This window comes from Brevibacillus antibioticus (genome assembly GCF_005217615.1).
GTDB classification, from domain to species: domain Bacteria; phylum Bacillota; class Bacilli; order Brevibacillales; family Brevibacillaceae; genus Brevibacillus; species Brevibacillus antibioticus.
Map to the genome: position 1 here is coordinate 3,405,412 of NZ_SZNK01000001.1, position 15,411 is coordinate 3,420,822.

The following is a 15,411-nucleotide window of genomic DNA, read 5'->3' on the forward strand; positions in this document are numbered from 1 at the left end:
ACGTTTGAAGCGCTCCCGCCATTTATTCCGGAGCGGACAGTCTTGACCCCTTGCAGGGCGTAGGCCGAAGCGTAGACTGGAAATTCGCTTCTTCCTCACTACAGCAACTTCCATTTAAAAAAGACGCCTTCCCGAAGAAAGGCGTCTTACATGTATTGATCTTATTTCAAAACAGCCATTACACTGCGTACGGAGTCAGCAGACTTATCGAGAGCTGCTTTTTCTTCGGCAGTCAGATCCAATTCGATCACTTTCTCGATCCCGTTTGCGCCGAGCAAAGTCGGTACCCCCAGGTAGAGATCAGTGTAGCCGTACTCTCCTTGCAGAAGAGCGACGGATGGCAGAATGCGTTTTTTGTCCTTGATGATGGCTTCAGCCATTTGTACCAAGGAAGCCGCAGGTGCATAGTAAGCGGAACCGTTCCCCAGAAGGTTTACGATCTCGCCGCCGCCCTTGCGTGTACGCTCTACGATCGCATCCAGACGGTCTTTCGGGATTAATTTTTCCAATGGGATACCACCAGCATAAGAGTAGCGAACCAAAGGAACCATGTCATCACCGTGACCACCCAAAACGAAGCCCGTTACGTCTTCTACAGATACGTTCAACTCCATAGCCACGAAGGTACGGAACCGAGCCGTATCCAGAACACCGGATTGACCGATTACGCGTTCTTTCGGGAAGCCGGACGTTTTGAAGAAGGTGTACGTCATCGCGTCAACTGGGTTGGACAGTACGAGCACGATAGAGTTAGGTGCATATGTTTTTACTTGCTCTGCAACAGATTTCATAATGCCAGCATTGGTGTTAACCAAGTCATCGCGGGACATACCGGGCTTACGGGCAATACCTGCTGTGATGATGACGAGATCAGCATCTTTGATGTCTTCATAGTTAGCAGTACCTGTGATGTTTGCATCAAAGCCTAATACGGGCGAAGATTCCATCATGTCGAGCGCTTTACCTTTTGTTGGGTTCTCCAGTTGCGGAATGTCAACCAATACGATGTCGCCCAGTTCTTTTTGCCCCAAAATGAATGCAGTTGTTGCACCAGTGAAGCCACTACCGATAACAGCGATTTTTTTACGGTTGAATGCCATGAACTATTCCCCTCCAAAAATGTAAGTGTAAAAATTTGTACCCAAATCTATCTTACATGTTTTGAATCAGAGCGTCAGCAAACTCGGAGCATTTCAGTTCTTGTGCGCCTTCCATCAGACGAGCGAAATCGTATGTTACTGTTTTCGCGGAGATGGTTTTTTCCATGGAGTTGATGATCAGATCAGCTGCTTCGTTCCAGCCCAGGTGACGCAGCATCATTTCTCCGGACAGGATCACGGAGGATGGGTTTACTTTGTCCAGACCAGCGTATTTCGGAGCTGTACCATGAGTTGCTTCGAAGATCGCATGACCCGTCAGGTAGTTGATGTTTGCACCTGGAGCGATACCGATACCGCCTACTTGTGCAGCCAGTGCGTCAGATACATAGTCACCGTTCAGGTTGAGGGTTGCTACTACATCGTACTCAGCTGGACGAGTCAGGATTTGTTGCAGGAACGCGTCAGCGATAACATCTTTCACGATGATTTTGCCAGCTGCTTCTGCTTCTTTTTGTGCTTTGTCAGCGTCGCCGCCTTCAGCTTTGATACGATCGTATTGTGCCCAAGTGAACACTTTGTCGCCGTATTCTGCTTCAGCCAGTGCATAACCCCAGCTTTTGAAAGCACCTTCCGTGAACTTCATGATGTTGCCTTTGTGCACGAGGGTAACAGATTTGCGCTTGTTTTCAATCGCGTAGTCGATTGCTGCACGAACCAGACGCTCTGTACCATCTTTGGAAACAGGCTTGATACCGATACCAGATGTTTCTGGGAAGCGGATTTTCTTCACGCCCATTTCGTTTTGCAGGAAGTCGATTACTTTTTTCACTTCTGGAGTACCTTCAGCCCACTCTACGCCAGCGTAGATGTCTTCAGTGTTCTCACGGAAGATTACCATGTCAGTCAATTCAGGATGTTTCACTGGGGATGGAACACCATCGAAGTATTGAACAGGACGTACGCATGCATACAGATCCAGCTCTTGACGCAGTGCTACGTTGATGGAACGAATACCGCCACCTACTGGTGTAGTCAAAGGACCTTTGATTGCGATCAGGTATTCACGAACAGCAGTCAGCGTATCTTCTGGCAACCACTCGTTGTATTGGTTAAAGGATTTTTCACCTGCGAATACTTCAAACCAAGCGATTTTCTTCTCGCCTTTGTAAGCTTTTTCTACAGCTGCATCCAGAGCGCGAACGGAAGCTTTCCAGATATCAGGGCCAGTACCGTCACCCTCGATGAAAGGAATGATCGGATTGTTTGGAACTACCAATTTACCGTTATCCACAGTAATTTTTTCGCCTACAGTTGGTTGCGTCAGGTTTTTAAACACAAAAAATCCCTCCAGTGTTATATATATTTGGTGATTATGAATATTTCCAGACGTAGGAGAACTACCACTCACTTGTGGTAGTTCTCAAGCTTGCGCTCAGGAGCGATCAGCTTGGCTGACCACCTGCCCTCCACGCTCGAAAATAGCGGGTTCTTAGCGGCGGTCAATTGGAACGTAGTGTTGGTTGACCGGACCGGTGTAATCCGCGCGAGGACGGATCAGGCGATTATTTTCGTACTGTTCCATGATGTGAGCCGTCCAACCGGACATACGGCTGATAGCAAAGATCGGTGTGAACAGGTCCGTTTCGAGGCCGAGTGAAATGTAAACAGATGCCGAGTAGAAGTCAACGTTTGGCTTCAATCCTTTTTCACCGGAAATCATTTCATCGATCTTCACAGACATCTCAAACAGCTCAGGGCGACCGATTTGCGCGGTCAGTGCTTTGGACATTTCTTTCAGCCATTTCGCACGTGGGTCACCGTCTTTGTATACACGGTGTCCGAAGCCCATGATTTTATCCTTGTTATCCAGCTTGGTGCGGATGTAGGATTCTACGTTAGCCATGCCGCCGATTTCGTTCAGCATTTTCGCTACTGCTTCATTAGCGCCACCATGCAGAGGACCTTTGAGCGTACCGATTGCAGACACGATACCGGAATAAATGTCAGTCAAAGTTGCAACAGTTACACGAGCAGAGAATGTAGATGCATTAAACTCATGGTCAGCATGCAGAACCAGAGCAACGTTAAATGCTTTTACAGCCGTTTCTGTTGGCTCTTGGCCTGTGAGCATGTAGAGGAAGTTTTGTGCAATCGTGAAATCTGCACGTGGAGCTACTGGCTCCAAACCTTTACGCATACGCTCGTAAGCAGCGATCAAGGTAGGAGTTTGTGCCATCAGACGGATCGATTTCCGGTAGTTGGCTTCTGGAGACATCTCTTGCGCTTCTGTGTCGTAGAGCGCTAACGAAGAGACAGCTGTGCGCAACGCCGCCATTGGGTGCACGCCTTTTGGATAGTGGCGAATGCTTTCCAGCACTTCTTGAGCCACTGCTGCATTTTCACCCAATTGTTTTTTCAAAGCGTCCAGCTGATCACGCTTCGGTAACGCTCCATGCCAGAGCAAATAGATAACCTCTTCAAAAGTTGCATGTTCTGCCAGCTCATCGATGTTGATCCCGCCATAGCAAAGAACCCCATCGACGATCGAACAGATGGATGATTGAGCGGCAACAACGCCTTCAAGTCCACGAGTAGTTGTCATAGAACTCCCTCTCCTTTTCCACTCAAGTAGTAGTGCTTATCTAGTCTTCGCTTGTCCGCCATGACTGATAAACGACATGATCAAGTTCAAAAATAAACGACTTTTTGAACATCCTATCTATGAAATTATAAGCAGCGGTTTCTTTCATCCACCACTCTTGACAGGGAATGTATCCACGCAAATCCTCACAAGGTCGTACATGAAAATGACGCTTGTGTAAGGGGAGGGGCGAGAGAAAAGAATCCACTAAGACGACCCAATTATAAAAGATTATTGCGATTTTGTGAATAAGGTTAGCGAAAAAATGTTTCGAAGGGTGAAACGGAGTTTTGTTTTTTCGCGATTCTTGCTCCACCTATCAGGCATGCTGCATAATAGAAACATCAGTATTTTGTTCGCACCTTCGCGGTGGAAAGGAGAAATCGTTTGAATCAGGAAAACTGGGTAGAGCGTTTCTTTCAAATCATTCGATTGTTATGGGTTTGCCTGCTTGTCTATGTAGGGATTTGGGTAATCCAACACGCAACACCCTTACTGTACCCATTTATTATCGCTTTAGTCATTGCGCTCATCATCAACAAGCCCGTTACGTTTATGACCAGAAAGTTCAGGATTCCACGCTGGCTTTCCGTCATTATTGCGCTCATGGTTTTGATACTGTTCGCTGGCGGAGTGGTCACACTGATCATCACGGAAACGGTCGTGGAAATTGGAGAGTTGGCCAAGCGCTTGCCAGTCGTGGCACAAGAGCTGGCCCATCATTTGCAAAATACGATTTCTCAAGACTTCTTGATGGGCATTTACAATCAGCTTCAGTGGTTTTACGAACAGCTCGATCCAAGTTATAAAGATAAGCTTTCCAGTACGGTAGGCAGTGCGATCTCGACCATCACGAATGTCGGACAGAACTTGATCGTCAAATTCTTGGATGGATTGAAAAACCTGCTTGTCTCACTCCCAAATATGGCAACGGTTTCCGTCATTTCCATCATGGGCGCCTTCTTTATCTCCAAAGATTTTGCTCTTTGGGAAGTTCGGGCTCGCCGTCTTTTGCCAACAGGGGTAAACAGCCGTCTCGACCAAATTTTCATCGATTTGCGAAATGCCTTGTTCGGGTTTGTCAAGGCGCAGTTGACCCTCATCTCCTTAACCGCTGCCATCGTAATTATTGGTCTGTTGATCATGCGTGTCGAGTACGCGATTACGATTGGCTTGATCACGGGCTTGGTCGATCTCTTGCCTTACCTTGGGACAGGGACTGTCTTTGTTCCTTGGATCATCTACATGTTTTTCAAAGGCAATTACACGATGGTCATCGGCTTGTCCATTTTGTACGGGGTCGTTTTGATTTTCCGTCAAATTATCGAGCCAAAAGTCGTTGCGGAAAACGTCGGTCTCGATCCTCTCCTCACGCTGGTCGCGCTGTTTGCCGGCCTCCAGCTGTTCGGATTCTTAGGCTTGATCATCGGACCTGTTTCACTCGTCATGATCAATGCTTTGGTAAAAGCCAACGTCTTCGAAGATGTATGGGGCTACATCCGTGGGAACAAAACCTGACCTCATGTAAAAAGAACCGCTTGCGAGCAGCTTGTATACAGCTCGGAGCGGTTCTTTTTTATAGGGAATATCCTGTATTAGCGGCGGAAAAACAATTGAACACGACCAGACGAGATGAGGTTCCACAGCCAACGCTTCAACAAATGACGAATAACCATCCGTGTGTACGGGATGAGGAAGACCAGGCCAATCACATCCGTGACGAATCCTGGCAACAAGAGCAAAATACCACCAATCAAAATCAAGACACCATCCATAAGCGAATCCGTAGGCATTTGCCCACGCGCCAACTGGTGTTGGACCATCCGGAATACTTGCATCCCTTGCTGCTTCGCAAGCCAAGCTCCCAAGATCCCCGTGAGAATGACCAGCACAACCGTATTCCAGCCGCCGATCCACGAACCAATCGTAATAAGCCCCCAAAGCTCTAAACCAAACGCAACGACAAACAGAATGGCAAAAAAGCGGAACATGCCTATTCCCCTCCTTTATACTGAGAGTCCAACCAATCATAGATGTCAGGCACCGCTCGCGACAAGCGAATCGGCCTCAAAGCTGTGGTGGTAAATACATGCATCGTCTCTCCTGACACCAACAACTGTTGGTCAGGCAATCTAACAATCTGGTAAGCAAAAGTGAGACGGACAGGACTGAGCTCTTTTACACGTGTCCGTATTTCTACCTCATCGTCATAGCGGGCGGGCTGTTTGTAAGAGATGTTCGCATCGGTGACAGGCAGAAGCACGCCTTTTTCCTCCAGTTCACGATAGGTGATCCCCGCATGGCGAATCAATTCTGTTCTTCCTACTTCAAACCAGTTCAAATAATTCGTATGGTAGACCACACCCATTTGATCGGTTTCGCCATAGCGGACGCGCAATCGATGGGAATGAATAATGGGAGTCATTTTGGATCGCTCCTTTCTCTATAGGATGATTGTACCATAGTCCCCTTACTCAAGGCTTATTGATATAAGAACAGTACATGCGTGGCTGTAGTGGTGGGGAGGAAACAGGAGAAAACGCTCAGATTCTTGTCCCACCCGCTGAGGGATTCACTGCCCGCCTCCATGCAAAAAGCGAAACCGCGTCCAAAGTGGTCCACTCAGGATGTATTTCAGAGGTGGACGCTTAAGAGCGTGTTTCGCTTTTTGCATTACGTCTCGGTCGGTGTACCAAAGATCTTCGCTTTTTTCTCCTGTTTCCTCTACGAGCTTTCCGTTTTTTAACGGGCTTTTAAAGATTTAAAAGAATGAAGAAATGTCCTCAGTTACGACAGAGAAGAATATTTCCAGACGTAGCGACTTGTGGAGTCCTACCAAGCGGAGAAGGGATTTGCGGGCAAAAGAAACGCAACCGTGCCCGCGCGACGAAGCGGCTACCACTTTTGCGTTTCCCCGCAAATCCCTTCGGAGTGGACAGTCTTAACCCTCAGCAGGACGGAGCCTGGAGCCTAGACTGGAAATATTCTTCTCTCCACTACGGACACATAAAAAAACAGGGGCAGACTGATTTTTACAGTCTACCCCCATCTTATATCATTCAGATCGCTTAGCGAATCGGGCAAGCTCCGCCTTCGCAGGATTCAGCCGTGGACAGATCAGCCTCGCCACCGGTTTCATACTGCTGTAAAATCGCAGGATCAAATGGCTTCATGGACTGCTTCAATGCCTCGTACTGTTCTTTGGTGCACTCTTCATATGGCGCCAATTGGTAGTTTCCGCCATCCAATTGCAAGAAGGATACACCTACGAAATTATCCCAGTTATCATAAACGATATCTTCTACTTCTACCCACTCTTCCTTACGAACCGTAATGGTATTCGAAGAGTTGTGCTCCGTATATTCTTTCTGGAAACGGAAGTACGTATCGAATTGGCGCTTTGCACTTACTTCGTTCTTCGTTTCTTCTGCTCCTGATGCTACAGGGAAATCGATCACGAGTGTGCGTGCATTTGCCATGCGCTCTTCATACGTTTCGCCTGGTGATCCTACCTCTGGGTTGACTGTCCAGCCGAGAGCTTGTACCGCTTTTGCCAATGGATCCTCAGCATTGATGCGAATGCGACGGATGTAGTACGGCGAATGGGACCAGTGCAGACCACTGGAGACCCCACCAGCTACCTGAGACAGCGTACCTTCCGGCTTCACGGTTGTTACCAAGAGTGGAGAGTTCACACGCAGCTCATACGCATAACGGTTCGCCTCGTCACGAGCAGCATCGCCCAGCTGGCGCAGCAGTTCGAGCTCTTGCTCTTCTGTATAGCCAAGGGATGCCAGCGCATCCTTCACACCAGTAAGGGAAGTTCCGAGCAAACGGTCACGTTGCTGAACGGTATCCCAATGCGGCAATTCCAACGTTACCAGCGTCATGCGCAGACCGGCACGAGCAGATTTGCGTTGTGCTTCCAGCAAGCCATCGAGATCCAGATACTTGGAGCCATCCTCGCGATCCTTCACGAATTCAACCAGATTGACTGTCGTCAGGTTGCAGACGCCATAAGAATCGAGCAGGATTTCTGCACAAGGGTTCAAGCCCTCTGCATTTGGACGACGACGGTTTGCTTCTTCAAGGTTGATGAAGCCTGGTTCGCCTTCCAATTGCATCAAGGTGAACACGAGGTTCAAGAATGACTTAGTCGGTTGTTTAGTAAAGGCGATAGAGTTGTTGGACATGCGGCGGTGATCCAGGCCAGAGCGTCCGTCTCCTACATTTTGGATACTGTCAAACCATACAGGCTTGTGCTCACCCAACAGCTCACCTACACGACGGTGATGGTTCAGCTGATCCTCAGTCCAGAAGCCGTTGATGCCGTATTTCGCCAGCATGCACTCGTAGTCATCGTGATCGAACAGGAAAATTTCTGCTGTACGGCGCACGCCACCTACTACGACGTTTGCTCCAATGAGGTTTCCGATATCGAGAATATGTATCGGACGGATTTTGCCGTATCCTTTTTCATCACTCTCTACTGGTGCCAAATGCTGGTCGATTTGGTTTTTCAACACTTTATCGATTCCTTCGAACATTTCGCGAAGCGGCTCATGACCACTAGCCGTACCGCCAAAACGCTTCAGTCGCTCGCCTTTCGGACGCACGCTGTTATAAGAGATTTTCACGGTATGAATGTGCTCGTAAGTGGAATCTGTCAAAATTTGCAGGTAGAGACGGAGGGATTCTACCCAGCCTTCTTTACTGTCGCCCACATAAATTTTGGCAAAGCCGTTGTCCAGTACATTCAGCTCAGAACGTTCCAGGCGTTGATGCTTTGGCAGCGGTCTGTATTCAGAAGAAAGCAGGGAAACATTCGTGCGAATCGGGCCTAGTCCAGCAGCCATTTCCTTCGTGCATTTGAAACCTACGCCCGTTCCTACCAAGAGAAGGTAGAACAAATCGCCCAAGTCCTCCCAGGACTTGATGTTCAGGAAGGAACAGTTGAAGTTCGCCAACGGATACAAATCCGCTACGCCATTATCTGCACCGCCAACCCACAAGGTACGGCCAGATAAAAACTGGCGAAGGTTGAACATGTTGTCAAACAAACCTTCTGCCTCTTTTTCCATTGCGCGAGAATCAGCGTACATTCCAATTTGGTTCAAATGCTGATAAGCCAACTTAATATTGTAATCCACCGAGCGGCGGCAAGTTTCTTTCCACGTTTCCCGTCTTCCTTTTTCCGGTACAAAGCGTGAATAAGTACGGTAGTAAACAAATTGTCCCAGAGGACTCATATGGATCGGAAAATCAGGATATTGATTTAAGAATTCATCCCGCAAAAATTGAGTTCGGGATACGGTTTCGGTCGCCAGCATATCGTTCCTCCTTCGAATCTTTCCTCTCTAGTTAACTATCTTTATCTGCAAAACTCAATAGTTTTACCTATATATTGTGCGAAATAATTTTCGACAATACTACATGTTGTGTTTGTACTGAAAAAACACTTGACACAAAATCCCGAACATTGGATGTACAGGAGGACCGTTTTATGTTCAGCATTTTCCTGATAACGAGCGCTACAACACCCATTCTGTCATGATTTGGAAATGCCGAACGTATGGATTTCATCCGTCCTGACACAAAGCCACCGACCGATTTTAACAGATTACGACTCGCTTTGCACCACCTAATAATCGCCGTTATCTGGTAAAACCTATCAGGTCGTTCGGCGGCTAATCCTTTTTACACCAAGCCAAAAAAGGGTGACACTTGGTCACCCTTCAGAAGCATTCTCCATTACATATGAATAGTTTTACCTACAGAATCCGGGTATGTCCTGAGTAAATATGCCCACGCTCAGAATCCACGGTTACGATTTGTCCGTCCTTCAATACATCCGTAGCAAATTGCACTCCTACGATGACTGGAACGCCGAGATTCAGGCCTACGATCGCTGCGTGAGAGGTAAGTCCGCCCTCTTCGCAAATCACCGCTCCAGCCTTGCCAAACGCTTCAATCATATCGGAGTCGGTACCGATGGTTACTAGGATGGCTCCTTCTTCTACCTTTGCCAGTGCCTCTTCAGCAGATCTAGCAATAATTACCTTGTTTGTGACAACTTTTCGGCCGATTCCTTGTCCTTTTGCTACCACATCGCCAATGACGTGGATTTTCATCAGGTTCGTTGTTCCAACTTCACGTACAGGCACGCCAGCTGTGATCACAACGAGATCACCATGACGAACAAAACCTGTATCAAGGGCTTCCTGGACAGACATCTCCAGCATTTCATCGGTTGTATTCGCCATTTCGCCCTTCACCGGATAGACGCCATTTACGAGGGCAAGACGGCGAATAATTGCTTCATGCGGCGTTACAGCCACGATTGGTGCTTTTGGACGGAACTTTGATACCATGCGAGCTGTGTGTCCGCTTTCGGTCGCCGTAATAATAGCTGCTGCGTCCAGATCCAATGCTGCATTGGATACAGCTTGGCTGATGGCATCCGTAATCGTCACTTGTTTGAGCTGTGCTTGTGCGTACAAGATCTCGCGATAATTCAGCTCTTGCTCTGCACGTACAGCGATGCGCACCATGGTCTCGACAGACTCAACCGGGTATTTACCGGCAGCCGTCTCTCCTGAGAGCATGATTGCGTCTGTACCATCGAAAATAGCGTTCGCAACGTCACTCGCTTCCGCACGTGTTGGACGTGGGTTGCGCTGCATGGAATCGAGCATTTGTGTCGCCGTAATGACTGGCTTCGCGAGTTCGTTACATTTTTTGATCAGCTTCTTCTGAACAAGAGGTACTTCTTCTGCCGGAATCTCTACGCCCAAATCACCACGCGCAACCATGATTCCATCTGTTACTACCAGAATTTCGTCTACGTTATCGACGCCTTCCTGGTTTTCGATTTTCGCGATAATATCGATACGAACGTTATGGCGCTCCAGAATTTGGCGAATTTCCAAGATATCCGATGCTTTTCGGACAAAGGAAGCCGCAATGAAATCGACACCTTGTTCAATACCGAATTCGATATCCTGTGCATCCTTTTCTGTGATACCTGGCAAGTTGATTTTAACCCCAGGAACATTGACGCCTTTTTTGCTCTTCAGTGTTCCACCGTTTTTGATCAAGCAGATGATTTCGGTGTCACGCACTTCTTGTACAGTCAACCCGATCAAGCCGTCGTCGATCAAAATTGTATCGTCGATTTTTACATCACGAGGCAATTCCGGATACGTAATGGAGACGCGCTCTGCGGTACCCGCTACTTCCTCAGTGGTGAGAATCAGCGTTTTTCCTTCTTCGAGCTCGACTGCATCTACTGCAAGCGTACCCGTGCGAATTTCAGGACCTTTTGTATCCAGCAGGATTGCAACAGGTTTCCCGGTTTCTTTTGATGCCTGACGAATGTTTACAATTCGCGCCGCATGCTCCTCATGGGAACCGTGCGAGAAATTCAAACGCGCTACGTTCATTCCTGCTTCGATCAATTTTTTCAGTGTTTCAACTGATTCACTTGCTGGTCCAATGGTACAAACAATTTTTGCTTTCCTTAACATAGGATGTAAGCCTCCTCGACACTCGTAAAACTGTCAGTTTTATATAGATAGCGTGCGCGCCAATTGATAAATGGATAAATCCAATTGATGCTTTTTCGCCAATGCTTCTTGAAAATCAACATCAACGATCTGGTTGTTCTGAATCCCAACCATTCGATCCTGCTTGCCTTCCAGCAACAAATCGACAGCTGCAGCACCCATTCGGCTCGCCAGCATTCGGTCCATCGCAGTAGGAGAACCTCCGCGTTGAATATGACCCAGTACCGTCACGCGAGTCTCCCAGCCTGTCTCTTTCGTGATCGCTTCAGCGTACGAAGCGGCAGTTCCTACCCCTTCCGCCACAATGATGATGGAATGCTTTTTGCCACGGCGTTGTCCAGCATGCAGACGATCAATAATGTCGTCCATCTCCTGCGACGCTTCCGGGATAATAATGGACTCGGCACCAGCTGCAAGACCTGCCCACAATGCCAGATCACCAGCATCTCGCCCCATTACTTCAATAATATACGTGCGTTCATGCGAGGTGGCTGTATCGCGGATTTTATCGATCGCATCCACAACGGTATTCAATGCCGTATCAAACCCGATCGTGAAATCGGTGCATGGAATATCATTATCAATCGTACCCGGTACGCCAATGGTCGGGAAGCCTTTTTCAGTCAGCTTCTGTGCCCCGCGAAACGACCCGTCTCCCCCAATGACAATCAGACCCTCAATTCCATGAGTACGTAATTGCTCCACCGCTCTTTGCTGTCCAGCTTCCGTCTTGAACGCTTCACTACGAGCGGAGTAGAGAATGGTTCCTCCCCGTTGAATAATATCCCCAACAGAGCCCAGAGACATCTCCTTGATATCTCCCCTCATCAGTCCTTCGTATCCGTGGTAAACCCCAAACATTTGTACTTCGTGAAAATGAGCACGACGTACAGCCGCCCGGACTGCGGCATTCATTCCAGGAGAATCTCCACCGCTAGTGAGAACTGCAAACTTTTGCATGGAATCCACCTCTCCAATCGTGTCGTCTTTAGCATGTCATTTAACGGAAACAGTATGTACCATACTTTGTATGAAACATGCTGTATCACTCAATTCCTCATATCTGTTATACAATGAAAAGATATGTGCCATACTTTTTGAAAGCTCTGATAACTCTTTCGTCCGACTTCGATTGTAGCAGATTTTCCTCGGAGAAAAAAGAAAAAAACGCCCCCTGTTTCTTACAGGGAGGCGAATTCTCCGATCTGTTTAAACTTCTCGTAACGGTCCTGTATCAATTCATCTGGAGTTAAACGGCCCAACTGTTCTAGTTGTTCCGTAATGACCGCCTTGACCATCCCTGCCTGCGCGATCAAATCACGATGGGCTCCGCCGAATGGTTCATCAATAATTCCATCAATGACTCCTAGTTCCAACAAATCAGGCGCCGTAATTTTCATCGTCTCCGCTGCACGCATCCCCAAGCTGGAATCTCTCCAGAGGATCGCGGCGGCGCTCTCCGGTGCAATCACGGAGTAATAGGAATTCTCCAACATATAGATTCGATTACCTACGCTGATCGCCAAGGCTCCGCCGCTTCCGCCTTCCCCGATAACGATACAAATAATCGGCACGCCAAATGTCGCCATTTCACGCAGATTGCGGGCAATCGCTTCACTCTGGCCGCGCTCTTCTGCCGCTTTTCCAGGATATGCACCTGATGTATTGATAAAGCAGATGATCGGGCGACCGAATTTATCCGCCTGCTGCATAATGCGCAATGCCTTCCGGTAGCCTTCCGGATGAGCCATCCCGAAATTACGCTTGATGTTGTCTTTAGTGTCTTTCCCTTTTTGGTGACCGATGACCGTAACCGGACGTCCATCCAGATTGGCAATTCCACCCACAATCGAATGGTCATCTCCGAACAAACGGTCTCCATGAACCTCGATAAAATCGGTAAAAAGTAGTTGTATATAGTCCAAAGTCGTTGGCCGTTCCGGATGACGAGCCAGCTGTACGCGTTGCCATGGAGTCAAATTGCCGTAAATTTGCACAGCAAGCTCTTTTGATTTTTGTTCGAGACGCTGTATTTCGTCAGAGAAGTCAATTCCCTTTTCCTCAGTAAAACGGCGCAATTCCTTAATCTTATCTTGTAATTCTACTAATGGCTTTTCAAAGGAGAGCTCGCCTGCCATGTTTCTACTCCTTCCCGAGACGTGTGCATCTCTACCAGTTTGGACAGCGTATTTCGCATATCCTTACGGTGTACCACCATATCGAGTTGCCCGTTTTTTAACAAGAATTCCGCTGTTTGGAAGTCTTTTGGCAACTCCTGACGGATCGTTTGCTCAATGACTCGACGCCCAGCAAAACCGATCATAGCTCCTGGTTCTGCGATATTGTAATCTCCCAACGAAGAAAAGCTGGCTGATACGCCACCATATGTAGGATTCGTCATGACTGAGACAAACAGCAAGCGTTCGCGATCCAATCGAGACAACGCTGCGCTGGTTTTCGCCATTTGCATCAGGCTCAATACGCCTTCTTGCATACGTGCTCCACCAGATGCACTGAACAGAATGAAAGGCAAACGCCGTTCGATCGCTTGCTCAATTGCGCGCGTGATTTTTTCCCCGACGACCGAACCCATACTCGCCATACGGAAACGGGAATCCATGACCCCAATCACGATGCGGTTTCCACTCAGAAGACCTTCTCCTGTAATGATCGCCTCGTTCATATTGGTGTTGGCCATATCTTTCTCCAGTTTTTCCAAATAGCCAGGAAAACCGAGTGGATTGGCTGTAATCAAATTGGCATCAAACTCTTCTGTCAGAACCCCATCATCCAAAAGCGCTTGCAGACGCTCTGGAGCGGACATGGAGTAGTGGAACTGACAGCCTTTGCAGACGCGCAAGTTCTTCTCCAAATCCTTCGAGTAGTGAATCGTCCCACAATGTGGGCATTTATTCATTAATCCCTCAGGGACTTCCTTTTCTCTCGTACCCGCTTCCTTGCTAGTATCGGTGGAAGCAGGGACACGTGCTAGTGTCTCTGAAGGAACTGTAGCGAATTTGCGCTTTTTCCCAAAAAGATCTTTAAGCACAGGTACACCCACCTTTCTCATCAGTGAAGGATCGTGCCGAGTACATCCCGGACTTCATTTAGTTCGCTCTCCGGCACGAGAATCTCGTATTGCTTGGAGACCTTACCTTCGCGAACCTTTACCAAAAACCCTTCATCTGTCAAACGTTCCTGTATCCGTTCTGCAATTCTAGCGCTAGGAGCGATGTAGATGACCGTCCACATGCTGGCTTCCCCCTCAATCGTCCATTACAGGTCTGCATCATCATATCACAGCGCCAGCGCCCCTCGCAAATTGGGGGAAAACTATAGCTTGCTGTTCTCCAAATGCTGCTTCATTCTCTCTAATGCCACGTTCACATCGCCTTCGCGAATGGCTTCCATAATCTGTCGGTGCTCTACGACTGCTGCACTCGCTCTACCTTGGCGCGACAGTGATTCAATACGGATACTGTTGCTGTACTCAACCAAAGGCGTCCAGATGCGATGCAGAATCGAGTTACGGCTGGAGCGACATATGACACGATGAAACTGATAGTCTTCCTCCGCAGGTACCTCGCCTCTTGCTACTCTTTCCTCTGCAATGGCCAGGATGCGTTCCATTTCATCAAAATGCTTGTCAGTCGCCCGTCTACAGGCTAGGCGGACAGCATCCAGCTCTAGCATTCGTCGCATTTCGATCAAGTCCTTCTTGGTTTTCGTATCCCGTAAGATAAAAAAGCCAAGAATATCGATCAGCCGATTGTGCCGGTAATGCTTGAGGAAGGTACCTTCCCCTCGGCGCGTCTCAATGAGTCCGAGCAGTTCCAGAGCCCGAAGAGCCTCGCGTACTGAGGAACGTCCTGCTCCCAGTTGCTCGGACAGCTCTCGCTCAGACGGCAGCTTGTCCCCTGGCCGCAAGTTTTGCTCCTGAATGATTTCGTGAAGTTGCAGGAGAATTCCTTCGTAAACCTTTCGATCTTGGGAAGAGTCGAGCACGATTATCCTCCTTACTCATACCTTCAACGAGGAGCACCCTCCACGTTTGTAAAAATCTAACGTTTTTTCGCGGAGGGTGTCGTCGGTGCCTCGATAAAGA

At 48.2% G+C, this 15,411-nt stretch carries 13 protein-coding genes; 1 reads left to right on the plus strand and 12 read right to left on the minus strand.

Annotated elements, in window-relative coordinates; all coding sequences use genetic code 11:
* Positions 1-161: 161 nt before the first annotated feature.
* From mdh to citZ, 3 genes are all read right to left on the minus strand, one after another.
* The gene (mdh, locus tag E8L90_RS15875; protein WP_137030235.1) at positions 162-1,100 is read right to left on the minus strand and encodes a malate dehydrogenase; all 939 of its coding nucleotides are present in this window, start codon (positions 1,098-1,100) and stop codon (positions 162-164) included.
* A 52-nt stretch (positions 1,101-1,152) separates the two neighbouring features.
* Positions 1,153-2,436 carry an NADP-dependent isocitrate dehydrogenase gene (icd, locus tag E8L90_RS15880; protein ID WP_017250757.1) on the minus strand — a complete coding sequence of 428 codons (1,284 nt, stop codon included), beginning with the start codon at positions 2,434-2,436 and terminating at the stop codon, positions 1,153-1,155.
* 153 nt (positions 2,437-2,589) lie between these two features.
* The gene (citZ, locus tag E8L90_RS15885; protein ID WP_137030236.1) at positions 2,590-3,702 is read right to left on the minus strand and encodes a citrate synthase; all 1,113 of its coding nucleotides are present in this window, start codon (positions 3,700-3,702) and stop codon (positions 2,590-2,592) included.
* 426 nt (positions 3,703-4,128) lie between these two features.
* Between citZ and ytvI the strand changes: the two genes are divergently transcribed.
* A complete protein-coding gene (gene ytvI, locus E8L90_RS15890; RefSeq protein ID WP_137030237.1) occupies positions 4,129-5,259 on the plus strand; it encodes a sporulation integral membrane protein YtvI in 1,131 nt (376 codons plus the stop codon).
* A gap of 77 nt (positions 5,260-5,336) precedes the next feature.
* Here ytvI and E8L90_RS15895 read toward each other — a convergent pair whose 3' ends face one another.
* The 9 genes from E8L90_RS15895 to E8L90_RS15940 all read right to left on the minus strand — a co-directional run bounded on the left by E8L90_RS15895 (position 5,337) and on the right by E8L90_RS15940 (position 15,311).
* Entirely contained in the window at positions 5,337-5,732 is a 396-nt protein-coding gene (locus E8L90_RS15895) for an FxsA family protein (protein WP_137030238.1), read from the minus strand.
* A gap of 2 nt (positions 5,733-5,734) precedes the next feature.
* On the minus strand, positions 5,735-6,166 hold the full coding sequence (locus tag E8L90_RS15900; RefSeq protein WP_137030239.1) for an acyl-CoA thioesterase: 432 nt from the start codon (positions 6,164-6,166) through the stop codon (positions 5,735-5,737).
* Between the two features lie 643 nt (positions 6,167-6,809).
* Entirely contained in the window at positions 6,810-9,071 is a 2,262-nt protein-coding gene (gene nrdJ, locus E8L90_RS15910) for a ribonucleoside-triphosphate reductase, adenosylcobalamin-dependent (RefSeq protein WP_137030240.1), read from the minus strand.
* Between the two features lie 441 nt (positions 9,072-9,512).
* Positions 9,513-11,267, minus strand: coding sequence for a pyruvate kinase (pyk, locus tag E8L90_RS15915; protein WP_137030241.1), 1,755 nt, complete (start codon positions 11,265-11,267; stop codon positions 9,513-9,515).
* Positions 11,268-11,306: 39 nt separating this feature from the next.
* Positions 11,307-12,266 (minus strand): 6-phosphofructokinase, encoded by a 960-nt coding sequence (pfkA, locus tag E8L90_RS15920; RefSeq protein ID WP_137030242.1) that lies wholly within the window; start codon positions 12,264-12,266, stop codon positions 11,307-11,309.
* Positions 12,267-12,487: 221 nt separating this feature from the next.
* Positions 12,488-13,444, minus strand: coding sequence for an acetyl-CoA carboxylase carboxyl transferase subunit alpha (gene accA, locus E8L90_RS15925; protein WP_137030243.1), 957 nt, complete (start codon positions 13,442-13,444; stop codon positions 12,488-12,490).
* On the minus strand, positions 13,411-14,355 hold the full coding sequence (gene accD / locus E8L90_RS15930) for an acetyl-CoA carboxylase, carboxyltransferase subunit beta (RefSeq protein ID WP_137030244.1): 945 nt from the start codon (positions 14,353-14,355) through the stop codon (positions 13,411-13,413). Before accD ends, accA begins: the two co-directional genes overlap by 34 nt.
* 20 nt (positions 14,356-14,375) lie before the next feature.
* On the minus strand, positions 14,376-14,558 hold the full coding sequence (locus tag E8L90_RS15935; protein WP_137030245.1) for a glutamate decarboxylase: 183 nt from the start codon (positions 14,556-14,558) through the stop codon (positions 14,376-14,378).
* 81 nt (positions 14,559-14,639) lie between these two features.
* On the minus strand, positions 14,640-15,311 hold the full coding sequence (locus tag E8L90_RS15940; RefSeq protein WP_137030246.1) for a FadR/GntR family transcriptional regulator: 672 nt from the start codon (positions 15,309-15,311) through the stop codon (positions 14,640-14,642).
* Between the last annotated feature and the right edge of the window lie 100 nt (positions 15,312-15,411).

Excerpts from the sequence above, each read along its gene's own strand:
- mdh (WP_137030235.1), bottom strand. The coding sequence starts at position 1,100 with ATGGCATTCAACCGTAAAAAAATCGCTGTTATCGGTAGTGGCTTCACT.
- citZ (WP_137030236.1), bottom strand. The coding sequence starts at position 3,702 with ATGACAACTACTCGTGGACTTGAAGGCGTTGTTGCCGCTCAATCATCC.
- E8L90_RS15895 (WP_137030238.1), bottom strand. The coding sequence starts at position 5,732 with ATGTTCCGCTTTTTTGCCATTCTGTTTGTCGTTGCGTTTGGTTTAGAG.
- E8L90_RS15900 (WP_137030239.1), bottom strand. The coding sequence starts at position 6,166 with ATGACTCCCATTATTCATTCCCATCGATTGCGCGTCCGCTATGGCGAA.
- nrdJ (WP_137030240.1), bottom strand. The coding sequence starts at position 9,071 with ATGCTGGCGACCGAAACCGTATCCCGAACTCAATTTTTGCGGGATGAA.
- pyk (WP_137030241.1), bottom strand. The coding sequence starts at position 11,267 with ATGTTAAGGAAAGCAAAAATTGTTTGTACCATTGGACCAGCAAGTGAA.
- pfkA (WP_137030242.1), bottom strand. The coding sequence starts at position 12,266 with ATGCAAAAGTTTGCAGTTCTCACTAGCGGTGGAGATTCTCCTGGAATG.
- accA (WP_137030243.1), bottom strand. The coding sequence starts at position 13,444 with ATGGCAGGCGAGCTCTCCTTTGAAAAGCCATTAGTAGAATTACAAGAT.
- E8L90_RS15935 (WP_137030245.1), bottom strand. The coding sequence starts at position 14,558 with ATGTGGACGGTCATCTACATCGCTCCTAGCGCTAGAATTGCAGAACGG.